The organism is Shewanella sp. SM87 (assembly GCF_025653705.1).
Classification (GTDB): Bacteria; Pseudomonadota; Gammaproteobacteria; order Enterobacterales; family Shewanellaceae; genus Shewanella; species Shewanella oncorhynchi.
In genome coordinates this window covers 82,189-104,670 of record NZ_JAKKSC010000018.1, presented here as the reverse complement: position 1 = coordinate 104,670, position 22,482 = coordinate 82,189, and the positions used below count along the sequence as shown (strand labels likewise).

Annotated in this window: 18 protein-coding genes and 1 pseudogene; 7 read left to right on the top strand and 12 right to left on the bottom strand. The window is 45.8% G+C overall.

Annotated elements, in window-relative coordinates; translation table 11 throughout:
* A pseudogene (locus tag L5M11_RS15215) lies at nucleotides 1-236 on the top strand (IS4 family transposase); the annotation flags it as partial.
* Nucleotides 237-285: 49 nt separating this feature from the next.
* Here the strand turns inward: L5M11_RS15215 and L5M11_RS15210 are convergent.
* Entirely contained in the window at nucleotides 286-1,191 is a 906-nt protein-coding gene (locus tag L5M11_RS15210) for a LysR family transcriptional regulator (protein WP_105250171.1), read from the bottom strand.
* Nucleotides 1,192-1,390: 199 nt separating this feature from the next.
* On the opposite strand from L5M11_RS15210, the gene metE reads away from it, so the two are divergent.
* A complete protein-coding gene (gene metE, locus L5M11_RS15205; RefSeq protein WP_263181945.1) occupies nucleotides 1,391-3,661 on the top strand; it encodes a 5-methyltetrahydropteroyltriglutamate--homocysteine S-methyltransferase in 2,271 nt (756 codons plus the stop codon).
* Between the two features lie 105 nt (nucleotides 3,662-3,766).
* On the opposite strand, the gene queG is transcribed toward metE, so the two are convergent.
* Nucleotides 3,767-4,969 carry a tRNA epoxyqueuosine(34) reductase QueG gene (gene queG / locus L5M11_RS15200; RefSeq protein ID WP_263181946.1) on the bottom strand — a complete coding sequence of 401 codons (1,203 nt, stop codon included), beginning with the start codon at nucleotides 4,967-4,969 and terminating at the stop codon, nucleotides 3,767-3,769.
* A gap of 174 nt (nucleotides 4,970-5,143) precedes the next feature.
* Here queG and L5M11_RS15195 point away from each other — a divergent pair, with 174 nt between their 5' ends.
* On the top strand, nucleotides 5,144-5,941 hold the full coding sequence (locus tag L5M11_RS15195) for a substrate-binding periplasmic protein (RefSeq protein ID WP_263181947.1): 798 nt from the start codon (nucleotides 5,144-5,146) through the stop codon (nucleotides 5,939-5,941).
* Here L5M11_RS15195 and L5M11_RS15190 read toward each other — a convergent pair.
* Nucleotides 5,938-7,794, bottom strand: coding sequence for a diguanylate cyclase (locus L5M11_RS15190; protein ID WP_372832218.1), 1,857 nt, complete (start codon nucleotides 7,792-7,794; stop codon nucleotides 5,938-5,940). The two genes, L5M11_RS15195 and L5M11_RS15190, sit on opposite strands and share 4 nt — an antisense overlap.
* Nucleotides 7,795-8,014: 220 nt before the next feature.
* Here L5M11_RS15190 and L5M11_RS15185 point away from each other — a divergent pair, with 220 nt between their 5' ends.
* A complete protein-coding gene (locus L5M11_RS15185; RefSeq protein ID WP_105250166.1) occupies nucleotides 8,015-8,539 on the top strand; it encodes a phosphatase PAP2 family protein in 525 nt (174 codons plus the stop codon).
* A 36-nt stretch (nucleotides 8,540-8,575) separates the two neighbouring features.
* Nucleotides 8,576-9,010 carry a DUF3069 domain-containing protein gene (locus tag L5M11_RS15180; protein WP_105250165.1) on the top strand — a complete coding sequence of 145 codons (435 nt, stop codon included), beginning with the start codon at nucleotides 8,576-8,578 and terminating at the stop codon, nucleotides 9,008-9,010.
* A 132-nt stretch (nucleotides 9,011-9,142) separates the two neighbouring features.
* On the opposite strand, the gene L5M11_RS15175 is transcribed toward L5M11_RS15180, so the two are convergent.
* From L5M11_RS15175 to L5M11_RS15160, 4 genes are all read right to left on the bottom strand, one after another.
* Nucleotides 9,143-10,831, bottom strand: a complete 1,689-nt coding sequence (locus tag L5M11_RS15175; RefSeq protein ID WP_105250164.1) for an NAD-dependent malic enzyme — start codon at nucleotides 10,829-10,831, stop codon at nucleotides 9,143-9,145.
* Between the two features lie 269 nt (nucleotides 10,832-11,100).
* Nucleotides 11,101-11,565, bottom strand: coding sequence for a DUF1456 family protein (locus L5M11_RS15170; RefSeq protein ID WP_263184440.1), 465 nt, complete (start codon nucleotides 11,563-11,565; stop codon nucleotides 11,101-11,103).
* Between the two features lie 140 nt (nucleotides 11,566-11,705).
* Nucleotides 11,706-12,980 (bottom strand): Nramp family divalent metal transporter, encoded by a 1,275-nt coding sequence (locus L5M11_RS15165; RefSeq protein WP_263184438.1) that lies wholly within the window; start codon nucleotides 12,978-12,980, stop codon nucleotides 11,706-11,708.
* A gap of 151 nt (nucleotides 12,981-13,131) precedes the next feature.
* On the bottom strand, nucleotides 13,132-13,671 hold the full coding sequence (locus L5M11_RS15160; protein ID WP_263171687.1) for a PH domain-containing protein: 540 nt from the start codon (nucleotides 13,669-13,671) through the stop codon (nucleotides 13,132-13,134).
* Between the two features lie 242 nt (nucleotides 13,672-13,913).
* On the opposite strand from L5M11_RS15160, the gene L5M11_RS15155 reads away from it, so the two are divergent.
* Nucleotides 13,914-16,499, top strand: a complete 2,586-nt coding sequence (locus L5M11_RS15155; protein WP_131523744.1) for a TonB-dependent receptor — start codon at nucleotides 13,914-13,916, stop codon at nucleotides 16,497-16,499.
* 127 nt (nucleotides 16,500-16,626) lie between these two features.
* Here L5M11_RS15155 and L5M11_RS15150 read toward each other — a convergent pair whose 3' ends face one another.
* From L5M11_RS15150 to L5M11_RS15130, 5 genes are all read right to left on the bottom strand, one after another.
* Nucleotides 16,627-17,127, bottom strand: a complete 501-nt coding sequence (locus L5M11_RS15150) for a DUF4447 family protein (RefSeq protein ID WP_198571879.1) — start codon at nucleotides 17,125-17,127, stop codon at nucleotides 16,627-16,629.
* Nucleotides 17,128-17,157: 30 nt separating this feature from the next.
* Nucleotides 17,158-17,565: an SMI1/KNR4 family protein gene (locus L5M11_RS15145; protein ID WP_113939053.1), complete on the bottom strand. Its 408-nt coding sequence runs from the start codon at nucleotides 17,563-17,565 to the stop codon at nucleotides 17,158-17,160.
* A gap of 169 nt (nucleotides 17,566-17,734) precedes the next feature.
* The gene (locus L5M11_RS15140) at nucleotides 17,735-18,520 is read right to left on the bottom strand and encodes a RelA/SpoT domain-containing protein (protein WP_263192633.1); all 786 of its coding nucleotides are present in this window, start codon (nucleotides 18,518-18,520) and stop codon (nucleotides 17,735-17,737) included.
* A gap of 217 nt (nucleotides 18,521-18,737) precedes the next feature.
* Nucleotides 18,738-20,822 carry a M13 family metallopeptidase gene (locus L5M11_RS15135; protein WP_263192632.1) on the bottom strand — a complete coding sequence of 695 codons (2,085 nt, stop codon included), beginning with the start codon at nucleotides 20,820-20,822 and terminating at the stop codon, nucleotides 18,738-18,740.
* Between the two features lie 261 nt (nucleotides 20,823-21,083).
* Nucleotides 21,084-21,638 (bottom strand): sugar O-acetyltransferase, encoded by a 555-nt coding sequence (locus L5M11_RS15130; RefSeq protein WP_198571876.1) that lies wholly within the window; start codon nucleotides 21,636-21,638, stop codon nucleotides 21,084-21,086.
* Between the two features lie 78 nt (nucleotides 21,639-21,716).
* Here L5M11_RS15130 and rsuA point away from each other — a divergent pair, with 78 nt between their 5' ends.
* Nucleotides 21,717-22,469 carry a 16S rRNA pseudouridine(516) synthase RsuA gene (gene rsuA / locus L5M11_RS15125; RefSeq protein WP_173248550.1) on the top strand — a complete coding sequence of 251 codons (753 nt, stop codon included), beginning with the start codon at nucleotides 21,717-21,719 and terminating at the stop codon, nucleotides 22,467-22,469.
* The last annotated feature ends 13 nt before the right edge of the window (nucleotides 22,470-22,482 follow it).

The following is a 22,482-nucleotide window of genomic DNA, read 5'->3' as shown; positions in this document are numbered from 1 at the left end:
CATCGGTCCATCCCAATCAACTGAGTTTTCGGGATGCGGCGAGTTATATCATCTTCAAGTTGACACAACTGTCATCACAAACACCGGGGAATGTCCCGAGAGACGTATTGGATATAGAACGAAATGCACGGCAATTTAAGCTGGATGGTAAACGGGAAAGGGCATATCCACGAGTTCTTAAAATGAGCAAAAACAAGTTCCCGGTTAGACCAAAGAAAAATGCCGTTCACTCTTAAGTGAACGGCATTATGCATTCGCAGGCTTTTTTAGTCAATTTCACCCGCATTAATTCGTCTTCTGCTGGCGGGATAAACCTTCCCTCGCCACCAGTTGTAACCAATTTTGGATCAATGCAGAGTTAGCACTGTGGCGGCGATAGGCACCAAATAGCGGTCGTTTCAGACCTTCTTGGCCGAGTTTTACCGTAGCGAGACTCAGTCCATGTCCTTCATTAATCGACCAGCTTGGCAGTGCGGCTATGCCGTCTTTACAGGCGATGCGTTGCAATAACATCATTGTTAAATCACAGGTTTTTTGCTCGCCCGCCTCTATGCCCGCAGGCTCTAAAAAGTGGCGATAAATGTCTAAACGCGTCAACGGCACTGGATAACTGATAATAGGCAAGTGTGCTAATTGCTTAGGGGTGACATAGGCTTCTTTCGCTAAAGGATGATCCTTAGCAACCACTAACTTCACTTCAAAATCAAACAAATGCTGGTAGGCGAGTGAATGCCCAGGCACAGGATCTGAGGTTAATACAATATCCAGTTCACCCATTTCTAAGGCATTGAGCGAGTCGAACAGATGACGGCTCGACAAGTCTAACTCGGCTGCCGGATGATCTTGCCTAAATTGCTCCATTACAGGCATTAACCAGCGAAAACAGCTATGGCACTCAATGCCGACACGCAACTGATTGGTTTCGGTTTCCAGCCCATTCTTCAAATCTGTCTCGGTTTCTAACACCTTAGGCAAAATTTCTTCGGCCAGATGCAGCAGGCGTGCACCTTCTTGGGTGAATGACAGTGGCTTACTCTTACGCACAAAAATGGGCGAGTTAATCCTTTGCTCCAGCTCCTTAATCTGGTGGGAGAGGGCGGATTGAGTGACAAAACGTTTTTTGGCTGCGCCCGCCAAACTGCCGCTTTCTTTCAGGGCCATTAAGGTTCGCAGGTGTCTTAGTTCGATCATGTTCACTCCAAGTGAATTTCGCTCATGTTGTGCTTGAAATCAATTCGGTTGCTGGAATAGAGACTAACACAATAAACTTCTAGACGTCCAGACGCCCATTGTTATTTATCAGGCTGAAGTGCTGAAAAGTGCCAAGAGAAAACAATCTGGTGGGTGTAAGTGCCGAATATGGCTTATCTCAAATAAAGGAAGATAGAGTATGCAATTAAATAGTCTTGGGTTTCCCCGTATTGGGCGTCGTCGTGAATTGAAATTTGCCTTAGAAAAATACTGGCGTGGTGAGAGCACTCAGGCACAATTACGTGAAGTGGCGAGTGAACTTCGCCGCACCCATTGGCAGTGGCAAGCTGCTGCTGGCATTGAGCAAGTTCCCGTAGGTGATTTTGCCTTTTATGATCAAGTGCTGACCTTAAGCGCGACTTTAAATGCCATTCCTGATCGTCATCGTGGTGAAGGGGCAATCGATCTCGATACTTTATTCCGTGTTGCCCGCGGCAGAGCGCCAACGGGCCAAGATGCGCCAGCCTCTGAAATGACCAAGTATTTCAATACTAACTATCACTATCTGGTACCTGAGCTCAGCCAAAACCAAGAGTTTTCGATTGCCTATGAGCAGTTCTTTGATGAAGTTAGCGAAGCGCAGTCCTTAGGTTATAAAGCAAAACCTGTGCTACTCGGCCCTGTTAGCTACTTGTTCCTTGCTAAAACCGTGGGCCAAGAGTTTGATAAGTTAAGCTTATTACCCAATTTATTAGCTGCTTATGCTGACATTTTGGTGCGTTTTGCTGCTCTGGGAGTGCAATGGGTACAGCTCGATGAGCCCATTCTCGCATTGGAATTGGATGGCGAATGGCAAGCGGCGATGACTGAGGCGTATCAAGCCCTCAGCACTGCGAAGGTGAAGATCCTTCTTACCAGTTATTACGGCGGTATCGCACACCATCAAGCGCTGGTATCGGCCTTGCCGGTCGCGGGGTTGCATGTCGATTTAGTCACAGCGCCGGATCAATTGGCAGTCTTTGCCCATGCGCTTGGTCGAGATCAAATTTTGTCGGTGGGTGTGGTCAATGGTCGCAACGTGTGGGCGGCAGAGGCGGATTTGATTGCCGAACGCATAGGCGCGGTTGCCCGTGATCTCGGAGATCGCTTGTGGATCGGTACTTCTTGCTCACTCCTGCACAGCCCTGTGGATTTAGATGTGGAAGCCACGCTTGAGCCCGCGCTGCGTCAACAACTCGCGTTTGCGAAGCAAAAATTACTTGAACTGGCCAATGTGCGCCAATTGCTACTGGCACCTGAATCTATCGCGGCAAAAGAGATTGTGCAAACCAGTTTGGCGCGCCGCGAGGCGAAAGCGCAGGCTGCCGACAGTCAAGTGATTGCCCGCGTTGCCGCGTTGACATCTGCCGATTATGAGCGCGTCAGTGATTTCACCGTACGCCAAGCAGTGCAGCAGCAGAAATACCGTTTACCTCTGTTGCCGACCACCACCATTGGCTCCTTCCCACAAACACCTGCAATCCGTGGACTACGCAGTCGTTGGCGCAAGGGCGATCTGAGTGATGCACAATATACAGAGCAATTACAACAAGTCACCCGCGATACTATCGACCGCCAGCTTAAACTCGGTATCGATGTGCTGGTTCATGGTGAGGCCGAGCGCAACGATATGGTGGAATACTTTGGTGAGCAGCTTGCGGGCGTTGGCTTTACCAAAAATGGTTGGGTGCAAAGCTATGGTTCACGCTGTGTTAAGCCGCCGTTGATCTATGGTGATGTTAGTCGTCCAAAGGCGATGACGGTTGATTGGGCCGAGTTTGCCCAAAGTCTCACCGACAAGCCTGTAAAAGGCATGCTGACTGGCCCTGTGACGATTCTGCATTGGTCATTCGCCCGTGAAGATATCGGCCGCGATGTGATTGCGACTCAGCTGGCGCTGGCGATTCGTGATGAAGTGGTGGATTTACAAAATGCCGGCATTGGCATTATACAAATCGATGAGCCCGCCTTCCGTGAAGGTCTGCCATTGAAACAAAGTGAGTGGCAAGCCTATTTAGATTGGGCGGTGAATGCCTTTAAACTCAGCGCTGCTGGGGTGATTGATGAGACTCAAATCCACACCCACATGTGTTACAGCGAGTTTAACGACACTATTGCCGCGATTGCCGCCATGGATGCCGATGTGATTACTATCGAGACTTCGCGTTCACGGATGGAGTTACTCAACGCCTTTGAAGATTTTGAATATCCCAATGAAATCGGCCCAGGTGTGTATGACATTCACTCGCCAAACACCCCAAGTGTGGAGGCCATGGTGCACTTAATCGAGAAAGCGGCGCAAAAAGTGCCCGTACGTCAGCTGTGGGTCAATCCAGATTGTGGCCTAAAAACCCGTACTTGGGATGAAGTCGAACCCGCACTGAAAAACATGGTCGATGCCACGCGAGAACTACGTCGCCGCCTTGGTTAATATTATGCTTGAGTGAAATATTTTTTTACTGAGCTTATTGAGTTTGTTGAATTAGTAACAGCGGATGCTTATGCATCCGTTGTCTTTTATTTATTGCCGACTGACTTAAGCATCTCGCGGTAAGCCTTTTTCGATAATGCGCACCATACGTTCGGTTTTGCGGCGGGCTTTTTGTTGTTCAGTTGCAGCGCTTTCAGCAAGGCGCGATTGCTGGGCATTAAGCGCCCATTCAATATGCTCACGCACTATCTCATCGATATCTTCGCTGTGATTGCGGGCGTTAAGTGCGGCAACAATGCTTGGGCTTGCGGGAGCGTTACCCAGTGCTACTGCAATATTACGTAGCCAACGTTTATGTCCAATGCGACGAATGGCGCTGCCTTCAGTTTGTTTAAGAAACTCGGCCTCGCTCCAAGCAAAAAGGCTGAGAAGGTCAGGTTGCTTTAACTGCGGACGAATATGAAAGTCAGTTTCTTCAGTCAGCGGCGCTTGGCGATTGATGGGACACGCGAGTTGGCAATCATCGCAGCCATAGATGCGATTGCCCATGAGTGGCCTAAATTCTTCAGGAATAGCGCCCTGCAGTTCAATGGTGAGATAGGAAATACAGCGTCTGCCATCGACTACATAAGGTTCTACGATTGCACCCGTTGGGCAGGAGGTAATGCAGGCGACACAAGTGTTACAGCCTTCTTGAATGGGAATATCCACTGGTAGCGGCAAATTGATCAGTAGCTCACCTAAAAAGAACCAACTGCCAGCTTCATGGTTGAGTATGAGTGAGTGTTTACCTGTCCAGCCTATACCGGCTTTTTCGGCTAAGGGGCGCTCAAGTACTGGTGCTGAGTCAACAAAGGGGCGAAAGTCAGCGGCATCGAAACCGAGAGAAACTAGCTCTGCACTGATTTGATCTCCCAGCTTTTTAAGTCGAGCGCGGATCAACTTGTGGTAGTCGCGACCTCCTGCATAACGGGAAATATAACCTAAGTTGGGATCGGTGAGATTCGTTGCAAAGCCAGCTTCGGGTGGTAAATAGTCCATCCGTACGGAGATCACCCGCACTGTGCCCGGATGCAGTTCTTGCGGGCGAGCGCGCATCATGCCATGGGTAGCCATATAGGCCATTTCGCCATGAAAACCTTTGTCTAGCCATGCTTGGAGTTTGGCTTCTTCAGCGGTTAAATCCGTATCGCAAATGCCAACCTGCGCAAATCCGAGTGCTTTTCCCCACGTTTTAATTTGAAGAGCGAGCCGCGACAGCATGCTGGCATAGGATTGGCTTGGGGTTTGATTGGCTAAAGTTGACATGAATTGATTGCAGCGAGGCTCTTGGCTAGGTGGCAATATGATAGCAGTTTTCACTTATTGAGGACGAGTTTACTCAGAAGGGGGCGTGAGGCGATATTTTCTTTGGGGTATTTGTTTATTTGCAGTTGGGATTGAGTCTATGATTAGGTCTAATGTTTATCGTTTGGTATTCGTATGCTGAGTGCGTTTCCCCTTAGGGCGTGTTTTCTTGCGATGAGCTTATTAGGCCTGATGCCTAATCTTGTTTTTGCGGCGCCTGACAAGTTGAAATTGGTGACCGAAGCTTGGCCTCCCATGAGTTACGAGCAAAATGGTGTGCCGCAAGGTTTTGCGGTGGACTTAGTCAATACCTTGCAATCAAGACTGGGTCAGAGTGAAAAAATCGATGTGTTACCTTGGGCTCGGGCGTATTCAATTGCCAATACCTCTGCGAACGTTTTACTTTTTGCTACGTCAATTAATGATGAGCGAGCTGAGCAGTTCGATTTTATCGGTCCTATTGCGACCAGCAAAATTGCATTGTACGCAAGGGCGGCAGATCCCATCGCTCTCGATCAACTTGCTGAACTTCAATCGACAGATATTGTGGGGGTTTATCGGGAATCGGCGGGTGCGCAGTTGCTACAACAAGCGGGCGTGGATAATTTGCTGGTGGCGAGTTTTCCGCAGCAATCGGCGAAACAGTTGCTGTTTTCTCGAATTCGTTTTTGGTGCCAAGCGGATCTTGCGGTAAAGCAGATACTCGAAGAGGTTGGCGCGAGTGAGACAGATATCCGCCAAGTGTTTGTGGTATCGGAGATTAATCTCTATTTAGCTTTTTCTAAAGGGACGTCGGCGGAAACCGTTATCAGTTGGCAAACAGAGCTTGAGAAAATGAAAGACTCAGGTGAATTTAGTCGTCTGTATCAGACATGGTTTGGCACTTTGCCACCGCCATTACAACATCAAGTGTTTTGGCATAAGGCCGTTTAATTCTCTCTTAAAGCCTCATTCTTGGCTGATTTCAAACAATTTCTGCCCGCATTTTTAGCCTCATAAAGAGCATTGTCGGCCCGCTTTAGCAGGGTGGCAAAATCTTTATCTTGATATGCATCTTCCGTATTATTTTGTGGTTCTAAAGTGGCGACACCAGCACTAACGGTTAATTTGAGTTCTGCTGGTAAATTCTGTGCGCTAAGGCGGCTAATATGGTTCTGCAATTGATGCGCCAGCGCTAACGCACCTGTGGCATCAGTGTTAGGCAATAGGATTAAAAACTCTTCACCACCGATGCGGCCAACGAGATCTTTATTACCCGATAAGGCTCGGCCTGCATTTGCAATGGTCATAAGGGCGCGATCGCCTAATTCATGGCCGAAGTTATCGTTGATTTTTTTGAAGTGATCCGCATCAAAAATAATCACTGAAAAAGGGCTTTGATGTTTTAAGGCTTGCTGAAAATATTTCGCGGCTTGGGCATAAATATGCCGACGATTAGGGAGTTTGGTAAGGTAATCTGTGAGGGCAATAACTTGCAGTTGGCGATTTCTATGTACTTGTTTATAAGCGAATATAGACACTATCGTCAGGATAAAGCCCGCTAGTAATAGGATAATGTGTTGCAGTGATTTGTTCTTTTCGAGTAGCGCGAGCTCTTGTTCTTTAAGGTTTTGGTTTTCAATCAAGCGTTGATTTTCAGATTCAATCCGACTGGTATCAAACTTGACCTTTAATTCTGTCGTATGATGGGAGAGAGAATTGCCATCGACTTTTTTTGTTAGGGTAACAAATTCTTGCAGCGCTCCGTAGGCGGCAGATAAATCATTCATAGCCACATATATGTTACTTTTAAGCTGCAGCAGTTGAGTGAGTCCCCGATTATTCTGCAGAGTGCGAAAGGCTTTTTCCCCTTGCTCAAGTTCGGTAAGCGCCTCTTTATAGCGAGCTTGTTGAAACTTTATATCGGCCATAAAAAGCTTCATGAAGCTGTAATCGGTCAGATCTTTTTCATTAATAACAGTATCGGCTTCGATTAAATACTTTTCGGCTTCGTTTAGACGATTGAGTTTGATTAAGCTGTAGGCAATATTCGTTGCCATAGTTGCTGCCACTTTTTCCTGCTGATGTTCCTTGAAGTATTGATAACTTACTAAGAAATTATCTACGGCCTGTTGATGTTCACCGAGTTCATCTAAGGCAAGGCCAATGTCCGAGTTGACATACATTGCCTGTTCTTGGTTATTGTTTTTTAGATAGAGAGCTTTGAGTTTGGTGTAATAGCGGATTGCACTTTGGGGATCGCCATAACGTCTAAAACTGGTAGCAACATCGGCAAGGTTAATGTTAGCCCAACCGCTTAAATTGAGTGATTCATAGAGATCTTGCGCTGTGACGAGATCGTCTAATGCCGCAGAAAAATCGCCAATATAAGAGTAAAGTGCGCCGCGAATGCTGCGCGAGTCGGCTATTAGCTTAAGGTCTTCATGCTCATAGGCACGTTTAACACTGAGATTATAGCCTTCCATCGCGCCATCCATATCACCACTTAATTGCAGAAACCAAGAGTGGCAGAGCGTGAGGTCGGTAATGAAATGGGGGGAGGCGGTTGGCGGAATATTGCTCAGTGCTTGGTTAGTATTTTTAAGTGCCAGTGCAATAGCTGTGTCGTTTTCTGTATTCTGATCCCAGCATTTGAGCAGTTGTAGCTTTTCATGACGGGTGACATCGTCAGTCGAAATTAGTTTGCTTAATAACGCTAGATTGCTTTCGATTTCTTCACGGGTCATAGGGACGCCGCTTTCAAATCTTGCAAATATTTTATCAACCTGAGTCTTTTCTTCTGCCATAGCGTTGCTGAGCGGCAGTAGAAGCAGCAATAAGGAGAATGATAAATACCTAAGTTGATGTAGCAAAAAAGATTCCTGTTCGAATTAAAATCAATAGCTAATTATTAGCTTAGCATAACTTGTTTGTTCATTTTTAATATAGATGTATAGCAATTTTGCATTCGGTTAATGATCAAGGTATAAACTCCGCCTTGGTTATTATCCCACAAAGGAATCACCCTTGAAGAAATTACTCTGTGCTGCATTATTCATGATGAGTGGCACTAGTTGGGCAGGCTCAGATTTAGAAACCTCTGGCGATGTATTGCATTTATTATTACCCGCTACTGCGATGGGTGCGACCTTGTTTTATGAAGAGGGTTATGATGGTAGTTGGCAGTTAATTCAGGCAGCGGTGTCGAGTCGGTTAATTGTTGAAGGTCTTAAGTATAGTGTGAGTAAAGACAGGCCAGACGATAGTGGCGATGATTCGTTTCCATCGGGTCATACCTCAGACAGCTTTATGGCGGCGACGTTTATTCAGCAGCGCTATGGTTGGCAATATGGTTTACCTGCCTATGTTGCCGCATCTTATGTGGGCTACACCCGAGTGGCGAGCGACCAACATTACCTCGAGGATGTGTTAGCTGGCGCGGCGATTGGCGCGCTAGCGGGTTGGTATTTTACTCAGCCCTATGAAGGTATTACTGTCACGCCGATAGCGGGTAACGGCGTTTATGGTTTATATGTGAGTGGTCAGTTTTAAGTCTATTTTTTGAATGAATGTTAATCGAGATTTTTTATGAGCGAATTATCAGCTGTTTACCGTGAAACTGCCGAGCAGATTTCTTACAATGTTGCGAATAAAGTGTTACCAATGGCTAAATTACCGGGTGACTTATTAGCAGCGTACCAAGGTTTGTGTGCCGAACTGTTGGAAGACAGGGAAGGTAAATTTAGCCAAGCTTGGGCATCTTTACCTGCCAGTGCACGTAATCTAATGGAACAAGCCGCATTCCACGGTTTCTATATTGCTAATGCTTGGTTGCAATTGAGTCGTGTCGCCCAAGAAATTTCTGAGCAAGCCGATACTGATAGTGCAATCCAAGAGCAAGAATATAACGGTATTTTTACGCGCTTAGCCGATGAATCGCTCAAAGAAAGCCTACGTAAGTTGAAGAAAGCGCGTACCGATCGCGCTTTGCTCAATAGCTTTAAACAGGTGATGGCACCTTAGTGTTCTATTGAAATGAAAAACTGTGCCTGAAATGAAAAAGCCCGTTACTGCAAAGTAACGGGCTTTTTGCTGGCTAGCACAAACGCTCAACTAAGCTGCTCTACTGCAACTTGAGTCGCGGCAACGCTATGCTTAGAACGAAGTGCGTTTGTAGCGGCGATATTCTGGACTCCAGAAATTGCCTTCAATCGACTGCTGTAAGATCTCATCGCTCATTGGCAGCGTTAACCCTTGTTCAACTGCGACTTTACCTACGGCGAAAGCAATATGCTTACTCACAGCATGGATATCTTCGAGTTTAGGCAGTAGTGGACCTGTACCATCGATTGCCAGTGGCGAACATTCGGCAAGTGCGCGACTTGAAGCCATCAACATGGCATCGGATACATGACGTGCGCCTGAAGCTAATACGCCTAAGCCAATACCTGGGAAGATAAAGCTGTTGTTGCACTGGGCTATTTCATAGGTTTCACCATCGACAACCACAGGCTCGAATGGGCTGCCCGTAGCGACGAGTGCTTGACCTGAGGTCCAATGCAAAATGTCCTTCGGTGTCGCTTCTACGCGGCTGGTGGGGTTCGACATAGGGAAAATAATCGGGCGAGCACAATGGCTGTGCATAGCACGGATGATTTCTTCGGTGAAGAGACCCGGAACGCCAGATACCCCAATCAACACTGTCGGCTTGGCGTTGTTAACCACATCGAGCAGTGAAATATTGTCGCTGAAATTGCTCCAATTTTGGATGTTGGTGCATTTCTGCGCCAATTTTTGCTGGAATGGCAACAGGTTAGGCATGTTGTCGAGCAATAAGCCCCAACGGTCAACCATACACACTTGAGTGCGAGCTTGCTCGTCGCTGATCCCTTCAGACACCATTTGTGCCACGATAGCTTCGGCAATACCGCAACCGGCACTACCAGCACCGAGGAAGGCGATACGTTGTTGATTCAATTCAGTGCCCGCAGCCTTACACGCGGCGAGCAAGCAACCAACGGCAACCGCAGCAGTGCCTTGAATATCATCGTTAAAGCAGCAATAGCGATCCTTATAACGCTCTAGGATCGGCATGGCATTCTTTTGGGCAAAGTCTTCGAACTGGATCAAAGTATCCGGCCAACGCACATGTACAGCTTGCATAAAGGCTTCGATAAACTCGGCGTATTCTTCACCACCGATGCGTGGATGGCGCCAACCCATATACATAGGATCTTCTAACAACTGCGGATTATCTGTACCTACATCTAAGGTAATAGGCAGGGTATAAGCCGGACTGATACCGCCACAGCTAGTGTAGAGTGACAGCTTACCGATAGGGATCCCCATGCCGCCAATACCTTGATCGCCAAGGCCTAAAATACGTTCACCATCAGTGACTACTATGATTTTAACTTTTTGACGAGTCGAGTTATTGAGGATGTCATCGATCCTATCTTTGTTCGGATAGGAGATAAACAAACCACGGTTGCGGCGATAGTTTTTCGAGAAACGTTCACAAGCTAAACCTACTGTCGGCGTATAGATGATGGGCATCATCTCGCTGATGTTATTTTGCACTAAACGATAAAATAAGGTCTCGTTTGTGTCTTGGATATTACGTAGGTAAATGTGCTTGTCTAAGTCGTTATTGAAACTTCTAAATTGATCGTAGGCGCGAGAAGCCTGCTCCTCAATCGTTTCAATGGCATAGGGGACTAAGCCTTCGAGGTTAAAGAAAATACGCTCTTCTTCAGAAAATGCACTGCCCTTGTTAATCAGTGGGGCTTCAAGAATGGCAGGTCCTGCAAACGGAAGATAGAGGGGGCGTTTATTATCGTCCATGGGTAACCTTTTGAGTTATTGTTTAAGTGGTCAATACGTGCTGTAAGTCACGTAAGGTTATCATGAAATGTGATCTTTGTTGTCCGTGGAACGAGGTATTTGTGGTTTTTTTTGCAGCAGTAAAAAAGTCAGCTGTTTTAAACAGGATTTCTGAGGTTGTTGAGATGGAATTGTTAAGGTCTTGTTTATATCCAAACAAGCTCAGGTGTAGATAAAAACGGATATAAAAAAACGCAGCCTAAGCTGCGTTTTATGTCATAAGTTTAGCGTTATACGCCGCGATACTTAAGTGATAAGCCGCGGATAAAGTTACGCAGTATTTGATCGCCACACTCTTTAAAATTCTTGTGGTCTGGATTGCGGAACAGGGCGCTTAGCTCTGATTTTGACATTTTCACTTCGGCTAAAGCCAAAGCTGCTACTATGTCTTCTTCACGCATTTCGAGGGCAACTCTCAGCTTTTTAAAGATGAGGTTGTTGTTTAAACGTGAAACGGGCGCTGGAATTTCTGCACCTTCACGTAGACCGCGCTTCTCTATGATAAGACCATCTAAAAACTGACATAAGGTCGTGTCGTTACAAGCTTTATAACCTTCTTCCTCTTCTTTACGTAGAAGATCAATCATCTCTTCGACAGGCACTTCTCTTCCAGCTTTAGCAAAAATTTTAATCATTTTTGCATTGCTAAAATCAAACACGAAGCGCAAACGGCGCAAAATATCATTATTAATCATGGTCATCTCTTGGCGCGGCTGCGCTATCTGGTTTAAGAGCCCGCATTATATACCCAAACCACCTTAATTGCAGAATTCAGCGGGAATTTAATGGCAGTTAGTTAAGGCCATTTATTACTCCGGCATAAACATTCTGGCAATTAACCTTTAATGATGTTGTACCAATAGATAAACAGTGCTGCGAAAATCAGTAGATAAATTAGGCCAAACCAAGAGAGTAGTTTCATCTTAGTCCCATATCTGTCTGTCTCGGGAAGCTGTTTGCTGGTCATTAAGCGGTAATTTAACCAAGCAAAAATGACTGTGGTCATAAAGGCCAAGATCATCACAAACTCGAGTAACGGTAAGAGTGCACCTTTAAAGAAGAGGATCAGCAATAAGCCAAAGGCACTGATGGCGAGCATGATCCCTGTGAGACGTTTGTCTGAACTGGCCTTTGAGGTGAGTAACTGCCAGCCCATATCTAAGGTACGGCTATAGCCATCGATCACTGTTACTGTTGTGCTGAAAATACACAGAAATGCCACAATACCAATAAGATAACGACTCTCGCCGCCCATCACTTGGCTGTAAAGATTAATCAATTGATTAGCAAACTGCGCACCGGAATCTGAAAAGTGTTCGCCACTGCCGTGCATCACTAAGGCGCCCAAGGACAAAAACACGATCGCGAGGATCGCAGTGATGATGTAGCCTAAGTTAAAGTCGAGCAGTGCCTGCGCTTTCGTGACCGTCTGGCTTTTTTGTTTTTCGAGCAACCAGAGAGAATTCCAAGCGCTGACTTCAATCGGTGCTGGCATCCAACCCATCATGGCGACCAAAAATCCCACATGGGCCCATTGCCAAGGTGAAGGAGAGATAAAATTGCTCGCTAATGGTTGAGCGTGATCCCAAGCTAAGGCCACGGCAATTAAGGTGGTTAAGGTTAGGGCGAACATGATGATCTTAGTGAGTCTATCAAGCAGTTGATAATGGCCTAAAATCAGTAAAGCCAATGAACTCAGCAATACCAGTAGGGCTAACCAATCGATGGGGAGCGGAATAAATTGGGTCAACATAGCGGCGGTTAACATGCACACCCCTGCAGTACTGGCAATGGCGGCGATCACATTGAGCCCAGTAAACAGCAGTAAGTAACCTCGGCCCTGTTTTTGGTAGCCGTGCAGTAGACTCTCCCCTGTGGCAGCTGTGTAGCGTGCGCCAGCTGCAAAGAAGGGATACTTAAGTAAATTCACCCCAAGAATAACCCAAGCCAGTTGCCAACCAAATTCGGCGCCCGCCCGAGTCGAGGCGACTAAATGGGATGCGCCAATCGCCGCTGCGGCCATAAGAACACCTGGGCCCATGGCTTTAATGCCGAGAGTTAGGTGTGTCATCCAAGAGGATGAAGGAGAAGTTACTGAAGATTCTGTCATGTCGTTATTAAAAATGCCTGTTGAAAATTAATCTGGGGAATCGAATAAGCCCTCATGCTAAGGCTGCGCTCATGTTAAAGCCGCGCTAACGCTAAGTGAGTGGCTCAACATTAAAGGTAAAGTGATTGAACTAAAAGTCGTTTTATTCAATTTATCTGTTTAATTTTTGGCTGAGTAAAGTTTCAATGCGTTTTAAGCTTGCAGCCATTTCGACTACGATTTGTAATAGCGTATTATCTGGCTGTGCCGATGGGATTGTTGGGTGCAAGGGTTGGGTAAGCCGTTCTTTTTGTTCTAATACGCGGGCTCTAAATCGAGGCGCATCGACTATGCCGACTAAGCTTATCAATGCGCCTGCGCCCGATTGGCCTGCGGTTTCTACCGTGAGTTTATGCAGACCAAATAGGCGCATAATTGGGCCTTGGATCAATGCCATATCGGTAATTTTGTCCAAAGGCACTGTGTTTTCAGTACGAGTTAATATGCCCCTCCTGACAATAAGTTTATTGCTGGTGAGCTCGGCACTCATATTGCGAATATAGCGGCGAGTCCCCCAGAGCCCGATTGGAAACCAAAGTAATAACAAGGGAATACCTATTATGCTTAGGCTGAAATAGGCGGCGCCTGAAAGCAACCAATACCAACCTAAATGGGTTTCAAACTCTGCTTGATAAATAATCTTGTCTTCCATCTTTCTTCCTTAAATTCTGATATTCAAATACTGCGACTTGTCTTGTAGGTTGAATTTTTAGTGCCTAGACGTTCTTTGATTCTCGTATGAGGAAAATACACTGTCTCAAATGTAACAAAAGTTTAACTTTTATTTCTCTGCCATTGACTTTGGTTTGTAACTCATTACCTTGTGTATTGTTAATTTAGGGTTTTCTTATTGTTAAAATAATTTTAATGAGATAAATAAAACAAGGGAAATGTATGAACAGACCTCAGATTCTACCCAGTGCTTGTGCAATCGCAATTGCTATGGCATGTGCGCCAACAGTGGCCCATGCTGCCGATAAAGGTGCAGAAAAAGTTGAACGTATTGAAGTAACGGGTTCCCGTATTAAACGTACCGATATTGAAGGCCCTTCCCCTATTCAATCGATCAGTAAAGACGATATTGCCAATATGGGATTTGATAACCTGCAGCAATTACTTGAACGCATGCCTGCCAATGGTGCTGGCGCGTTTTCTACCCGAGGAAACAGTCAAGATTCAACCGCCAACGGCGGCGCATCTATCAGTCTACGTGGTTTAGGCCCAGATGCGACCTTAGTGTTAATTAACGGTCGTCGTGTTGCGGCGAGTGCTTTTGCCGAAGGTATCACTAATTCCTTTGTTGATATCAATAATATTCCGGTATCAGCTATTGAACGTATCGACATACTGAAGGACGGTGCATCGGCTATTTATGGTTCTGATGCGATCGCGGGTGTGGTTAACATAGTTCTGAAAAAAGACATTGAAGGCATTGAGGTCAATCTTGGCTACGGTGATGCTTCAGGCACTGGCTACGATGAAACTACAGCGAATATGGTGTGGGGGATGAAGTCCGATAAGGGTAGCGCATCGGTTATCCTCGACTATTTCAAAAATGATACTTTAGCTGCGACTGATTTAGGACGTTTTGGTGTTTCAAATCAATCACCTTATGGTGGTGAAGATTTTCGTTCTTCCCGTGGTTTTCCTGGGTATTTCTATGTTGATGGTGTTAAAACTATCGATCCTGCTTGTCCTGCTGATAGTGCAACCGCGAGTGGAAGTTGTTTATTTGAGTACGGCTCATACAATTTTGTTGCGCCGGCTGCGGAGCGCGTAGGGGCTATTGGCCAATTTGACTATCATTTTAATGATGATTTAACAGCATTTTTAGAGTTAGCGGCGCAGCACAATACCTCAATCGCAGGTGGAGCACCGACACCACTTGACGAGGATGCTGGTTTAACTGTACCTGGATCTCACCCGAATAATCCTTGGGGGAAAGATATTGAAATTGGTCGCTTCCGTACGGTTGATGCGGGGGCGCGACGTTGGGATATTGAATCCGATAGTTTACGTTTAGTTGCTGGTTTACGCGGTGTAGTAAAAGAGTGGGATTGGGAAGCTTCTGTTCAAAAAGGTCGCAGTGAGTCGACTCAAACGGGTGATCGCAGCCAAGGCTGGGTAAGAACAGATTATTTGCAACGTGAAATTGATGCGGGTCGTTACAATCCTTTCGGCGGCACGATGAACTCACAAGAGGTCATTGACGCTATTACCACCAGTTTAGTACGCCAAGGTTTGTCAAACATGACATCTTATGCGGCTAACATATCTGGTCAAGCATTTACCTTGGCTGGTCGCGACATCATGATGGCGGCGGGAGCTGAATATCGCGAAGAAGATGTCAGTGATGTGCCCGATGAGCAATTCCAACGTGGATTGATTTTTGGTACTGAAGCTGTCTCTGCGGCGGCATCCCGTGAGCAATATGCCGCTTATATGGAATTATCTATTCCAGTCACGGATAACTTCGAGTTGCAACTCGCTGGTCGATATGATCATTACAGCGATTTTGGTTCAACGACTAACCCTAAAGTCGCCTTTCAATGGGGAGTGACTGACGAGCTAACGGCGCGCGCGTCTTGGTCTACGGGCTTCCGTGCACCCTCGTTAGCGCAGATAGGTCTTGGTCCATCTCGCGAAAGTAGTTTCTTTGTCGATACTTACCGTTGCGCTGCCGATAATGTTGATTGTGAAGCCTTAGATTACAACACTGAATTTGAAGGTAACTCTGAGCTGGATGCTGAAGAATCCGAAACTTGGAACGTCGGTATGATCTGGGCGCCGAGTCAGACGTTTGATGTGGGTTTTGATATCTTTAGCATCACGCAAGACAACAAAATTGATAAACAGCCATTAGGCGATATCTATACTGCAAATTGTAACGATCAAAATAGCACAGTGTGCGAGCGCTTAGCGCCACAGCTAGGTCAAACTTTAGGTCCGATCAGTATTATCCATTCAAGCTTTATCAACTTAAGCTCTCAAGATGTACAAGGGATGGATGTCTCTAGTCATTATGGTTTTGAGCTAGATAGCTATGGGGATTTGAAGTTTGGCTTAGAGTACAGCTACTTACATAATTTTGAGAAAGATGGTCTGGATTACACGGGTGAGTATAAGTTCCCTCAACATCGCTGGTTACTCACCACTAACTGGACTATGGATAATTTTGCCGCCAATATTAATTTGAGTTACATCGGTGAATTTGAAGATACCCCAGATATCAATTTCGATGGTGTACTTGATTTTGAAAGTAATAAGTCTCGTATGATCGACTCTCAATTATTGGTCGACATGTCTGGTACTTATCGCTTCAATGAAATGTTCAAGCTGACACTAGGCGTGAACAACGTATTTGATGAAGAGCCACCATTTGCTATCGGTGACGGGGATACGGATCTCTACGGCTATGTTATTTCAGTACATAATCCTATGGGCCGCTACATTTACACTAAATTCACGATGAACTTCTAACTACCGCTTAGCGTCATTTCATTCGGAATGGTGCGTCATTTATGATGGGTGGTGTGATCTCTAATAAAAAAGGCCAATAATGATATTGGCCTTTATTTTTATAGGGTTAAACTTGTGACGGTTGAGTTTATAACTGCGTCGCTGCCCACTTTGCGCGACTTTCGCGGCTTTCACTCATTTTGGTCGGTTCACGGAAGGCTTTGTAGGCCTCCACGTCGAGGGCCACTAGGCTGACGTCGACTTCTAGGACCAGTTTGCACTCTTTCTTGATGCGCCAAGCGGCCGTGTTGTACAGCTCAGTAAAAGGCAGTGAACTTAAGAATTCGGGGTTGTATTGTGTGTAAACCGCTTGAGTGGGGTAGACCACGAAGGCTAAGTGACGCTTAGGTTCTTTCTTAAATAGTTCTTCGATACCATCGCAGGTGTTGAGCACTTGCATCTCAATGATGTCATCAATATCAAGCAGTTTCTTTTGCGCCAGCTCAGGTGCCAGTTGTTCACCGCTTTCCCAGGCGAGGACATCGGCTTCGCTATGGTTAGTCAGAGCACCAACTTGAGCCGCGCTTAAGCTGAGTGACTGGCGTAAGTAGCTCATTTCGATGGCATTCAAGCCAATGTTCTTAGACATAATCGTGTTCTCAATGCAATAAAAGTAAAATTAGTATTTGATCTTTAACCAGATTTCTTCAACCCATTCCCAAAACGACTCCCAATAGATATCGGTAAAGTCGCCGTTTTTCCAGAAATGTACTTGACCATCTTGGTCGATACAGTAAAAAGCATCACCCTGCTGACAAATGGCAATCATGTCCCTTGGCATACCGATGGACCACGCATAGCAAGTCACTTCGGGCAGGTAGGTGTGCGAGTAGGGATCCGATGCTGTTACTGGCTCTATCGTGCCGTAAATCACATCACTGGCATACAGCAGGTATTCTTTTAGCTCCCTTGGCAATGAAATCAGGATTTGCTCTTCGACTTCGACGAGCTGCTCAAATGTGGGTAATTCGAGTGGTACAGGAACAGTTTCGCTGCGTTCTTGGAGTTGCTCAATAATGTCGTGCATGGCATTTCCTGCTGATAGGGCTATGGCGCGGGATTATATACTCAAATGGCACTTTGATGCGAGAGAGTGCTTTTTTACACCTCATTAAGATGATGTTTCAGGCACTGTAAAATATAAAAAAGCGCTGGCACCTTTACAGATAACCAGCGCAAGAGTGGAAGATTTTTAGTTAAGCGACTGAGACTCTTAATAAACTGGCTTCATCAACCCGTTTATAGTTAAGCCATGCCTTGTGGTACAACTTATGTGATTCTTGACGTAATTGGGCAATCTGCGCGAGTTCAAACTCACTTAGTGAACGTTGTTGTTTACGAGCATTGGCCTCAATCCTTTGTACTTTTTCATATACCTTGTGTTCAGGACCATTTTTGATATCAGCGATATCCTGTAGGTGTAATTGCACTTCAGCAATCATGCCTGATTGGGGTAAGCGTACCAGTAGATTGAGATCGCGATAGCCGGAGGCTTTAGGTTCAGCAAAGCGGTTTTTTTGTTTCACAACTTGGGTGTGCTCATTCAAAGTTTGGTAGGCCTGCATCAGATCTTGAATGCTGTCGGTCACAATACTTGCCCTTGCAAGGTCGGTAATTTGGCTGGCATCACCGTTAAATTTTGTGGCCACTTTATCGGCTGCTCTTTGGTAACTCTTTACTGGCGGAACAATCACTTGTGCCTGTGAATAATGGGCAATCTTGGTGAGTAATTGAGCGAGCTCAGCTTGTGCATCATAGGCTTGGTGATGGAGCACGGATAAGTCATTCGAGGATTGATGAGGCGCATCGAAGGTCTGACTGCTGAGTGCATATAGACCTTGTAGGTCATGGCTTGATGCCTGTCTTGCACTGTAATTACCACGTTCTGCTTTACTGTCACTGATGTCGAGAGGATTGGCTACACCAGCGCGGCTCGATAATAAGAGTAGAAAAATAAAAAAAGTACGAAATAACTTAGTCATGCGGCCTACTTCCTTATGGGTGAGTTATTCAGGTCACGCCTCCACCATAGGCTTCTATTGCTTAATTAAAGCTGAACCAACCATGAAGACTTGTTCATCTTGCGCATGGGTTCACATTCATAACTCAGTGGTTTAAGGAAATAAAAATGGCGCCACCTGTAACAGTGAGCGCCATTGTTGGCCAGCTTATGCCGCTGAACAGTGATTTAAATTTGGCTTACCAAATTTTTACGCGTTTCTCTGGTGCTATATACATAGCATCGCCAGGTTTTACATCATATGTAGTGTAGAACTCAGGCATGTTAGATAGTGCACCCAGTGCGCGGAATTCCGCAGGTGAGTGTGGATCGGTCGCTACGCGGTTACGCATGGCTTCTTCTTTGGCTTTTGCGCGCCAAATTTGCGTGAAGCCGATGAAGAAACGTTGATCGCCCGTTAAGCCATCGATAACGGGTGCATCTTTACCGTTAAGCGATTTCTTATAAGCACGATAAGCGATAGTCACACCTGACAAGTCACCAATGTTTTCGCCTAAGGTTAAGCTGCCGTTGACATGCAGATCATCAAACACAGCGTAACCATCGTACTGTGCGATCAGCGCTTGGCCGCGAGCAGAGAACTCTTTCAAGTCTTGCTCTGTCCACCAATCACGCATGTTGCCTTCGCCATCGAATTTAGCGCCTTGGTCGTCAAAACCATGGCCCATTTCGTGGCCGATTACCGCACCAATACCACCGTAGTTGACTGCATCGTCAGCTGCCAAATTGAAGAATGGTGGTTGCAGAATAGCTGCAGGGAACACGATTTCATTCATGGTTGGGTTGTAGTAAGCGTTAACCGTTTGTGGCGTCATGTGCCATTCGTCTTTATCGATTGGCGCGCCCAGTTTGGCTAGTGATTTAGCATGTTCAACTTCGCTGGCACGCATAGCGTTACCGACTAAGTCGTCTGCCTTGATGGTCAGCTTACTGTAATCTTCCCATTTGTTCGGGTAACCGATTTTCGGGTTGAATTTTGCTAATTTATCCGCCGCAGCCACTTTAGTGCTGTCGCTCATCCAAGTTAATTCTTTGATGCTGTCGCCGTAAGCACCACGCAGGTTTTCAACCAGTGCTTGCATACGGTCTTTGGCTTCTGGAGTGAAGTGACGTTTGACATACACTTTACCCACAACTTCACCAAGAACGTCATTGACGGCTGCAACGCCACGCTTCCAACGAGGTTCTTGTTCTTCTTGACCATTCAATGTCTTAGAGAAGAAAGCGAAGTTTTCATTGTCTAACGCTTCACTCAGATTGCTCGCCGCGTGCGTCAGCACTTGCCATTGCATATAGGTTTTCCAAGTGGCTAACTCAGTCGTTTTTAAAACTTCGTTTAACCCTTGGATATAGCTAGGTTGGTTAACTATGATATCGGTTTGCTTGTCAGCGCCAAGAGCGGCTAAGTAGCCAGCCCAATCGATATCTGGTGCCAGTGTTGGCAGATCTTTGACTTGATATAGATTGTAGGTTTTAGTGCTGTCGCGATTTTCAACCACATCCCAATGCTTAGCAGCAATCGCCGTTTCTAAGGCTAAAATAGCTTCAGCACTGGCTTTAGGGTTAGCGAGACCCGCAAGGGTAAACATTTTTTCGATATGAGCGACATATGCCTTACGGATATTAACGAAGCGTTCGGATTCGTTAAAGTAGTAGTCTTTCTCTGGCAGGCTTAGGCCATATTGATAGAGATGCGTTGCGTAACGGCTAGAGTTTTTCGCATCGATATCGATATAAAATGCTATTGGGGTACCCGCGCCAGCGATTTGGCTGTGGGCGAAGTACTTCACTAATTCATTCTTATCTTTTAAGGCATTAATAGCATCAAATTCGCCTTGGATTGGTGTGACTCCCAGTTTATTGAGTGTCTCTGTATCCATAAATGAACGATATAAATCGGCCACTTTTTGCTCGTCTGTACCAGCGGCGAGATTGGGCGTTGCAGCCACTTCTTCGATAATAGCTTTTACGTCGTCACGTGATTTTTCACGTAAATCGTAGAAAGCGCCAATGCTAGTGCGATCGGATGGGATCTCAGTGTTTTTTAGCCAAGTGCCGTTAACGTATTTATAGAAATCGTCTTGTGGACGAATCGCTTTATCAAAATTAGCAAATTCAATTCCAGAACCTAGTGCTTGAGTCACTGCCGCTGCGGTGGCTGTTTTAGCAGTTTCAGGTGCTTTAACTTCGGCAGCCTTGTCATTACAGGCAGTCAGGCCTGCGATAAGTGAGGCACACAGTCCCCCAATGAGTACTTTTCTCATGTTGTTTCCTTCGAGTTTATTATTGTGCCCATTATTGGGGCTGTTATTTTGGCAAAATGGGATTGCTTCAGGCGCAATGAACTATGTTAATGCCTTACTAGGAATCGAAACAAGGTCATTACACTGTTTATCGTGGATTTATCTTGAGTGATATGTAACTAAAGGTTACCAGTGAGCATATTTAAGTCAGTAGCTGCAAAGTTACCGTATGCAGGCCTTTTCAGGTAAGTGAGCACTTCGATTTATCATTTTAAAATAGGGTTAATTCAGTTGCCTAATTAGTTTTGCAGGGTTACCTGCAACCACTGTTTTGGCTGCGACATTTTTAGTCACTACGGCGCCAGCACCGATGACGGCATCATCACCAATATTGATTCCTGGCATTATGATTGCGCCGCCGCCAATCCATACCCGTTTACCGATGTGAATCGCTTTAGCGGTTTCCAAACCTGAGCAACGTAGCTCGGCATCAAGTGGGTGACTTGAGGTATAAAACTGTACATTGGGGCCGACCATAGTCTGTTCATCAATAAAAATGGGGGCATTATCCTGCAAGGTGACATTGACATTGATGAACACTCTGTCAGCAAGAGTGAGATTGATGCCATAACTGATAAAAATCGGCGTGGAGATAGTTGCGACTGGCGATTTAAGGGGCAGAAGTTGTTGGCAGAGTTGGGTGTACTCAGTGCTATTTTGAGCTATCGTTTGATTTAATTGTCGATTCAGTCGCTGCTGTTGTGTTCTTAAACTTAAGAGTTCGCTGTCAAGACAATCATATTCTTGGCCTGTGATCATCTTTTGGAATTCAGTCATAGCATCTTTCCCTATGGTGATTACTGTCAATGCGTAAGGGCTAATATAGAAACACAGGTCGCGTTGAGCAGCAATTCTTTGCCCTTTGAACGGGTCGGCTTCATAATACGGCAGTTTTCTTTATTGAAGTTGAGTATTAACGTGCGTTTAGACAAATTTATCTGTGAGAGTACCTCACTGACTCGCTCATTAGCGAAAAAAGCCCTGCATCGCGGTGATATTACTTGTGATGGCTTAGTCGTTAAAGACTCGGGTTTTAAAGTGACTGAAGGTATGTGTGTTTGCCTTGAAGGCGAGCCGATTGTCTTAGTGGGCGAGCGTTATTTAATGCTTAACAAACCGGTAGACACTATTTGCTCGACGATAGATGAAACCTACCCTTCGGTATTGAGCTTAGTGGATGTACCTAAGCCAGAAACTCTGCACATTGCTGGTCGTTTAGATGCCGATACTACAGGTCTCGTGTTGATTACCAGTGATGGCCAATGGTCGCATAAGATCACCTCACCGAAGAAAGAATGTGGCAAACGCTATTTAGTGCAACTCGCTGAGCCTGTGGATGCTAGTTTGATTGCGGTATTTGCCGCTGGCGTTGAATTGCGCGGTGAAGATGGTCTAACTAAGCCAGCGTTACTGGAGATTATTGATCCACAATTAGTGCGATTAACCATCACCGAAGGTAAGTATCATCAAGTGAAGCGTATGTTTGCCGCTGTGGGCAATCATGTGCAAGGGTTGCATCGTGAAAGTGTAGGGCAAATTGAATTAGACCCCACCTTAGCACTGGGTGAATGGCGATATTTGACGGCTGAAGAGATAGCTTCAGTCTGATGAGTTTGATATA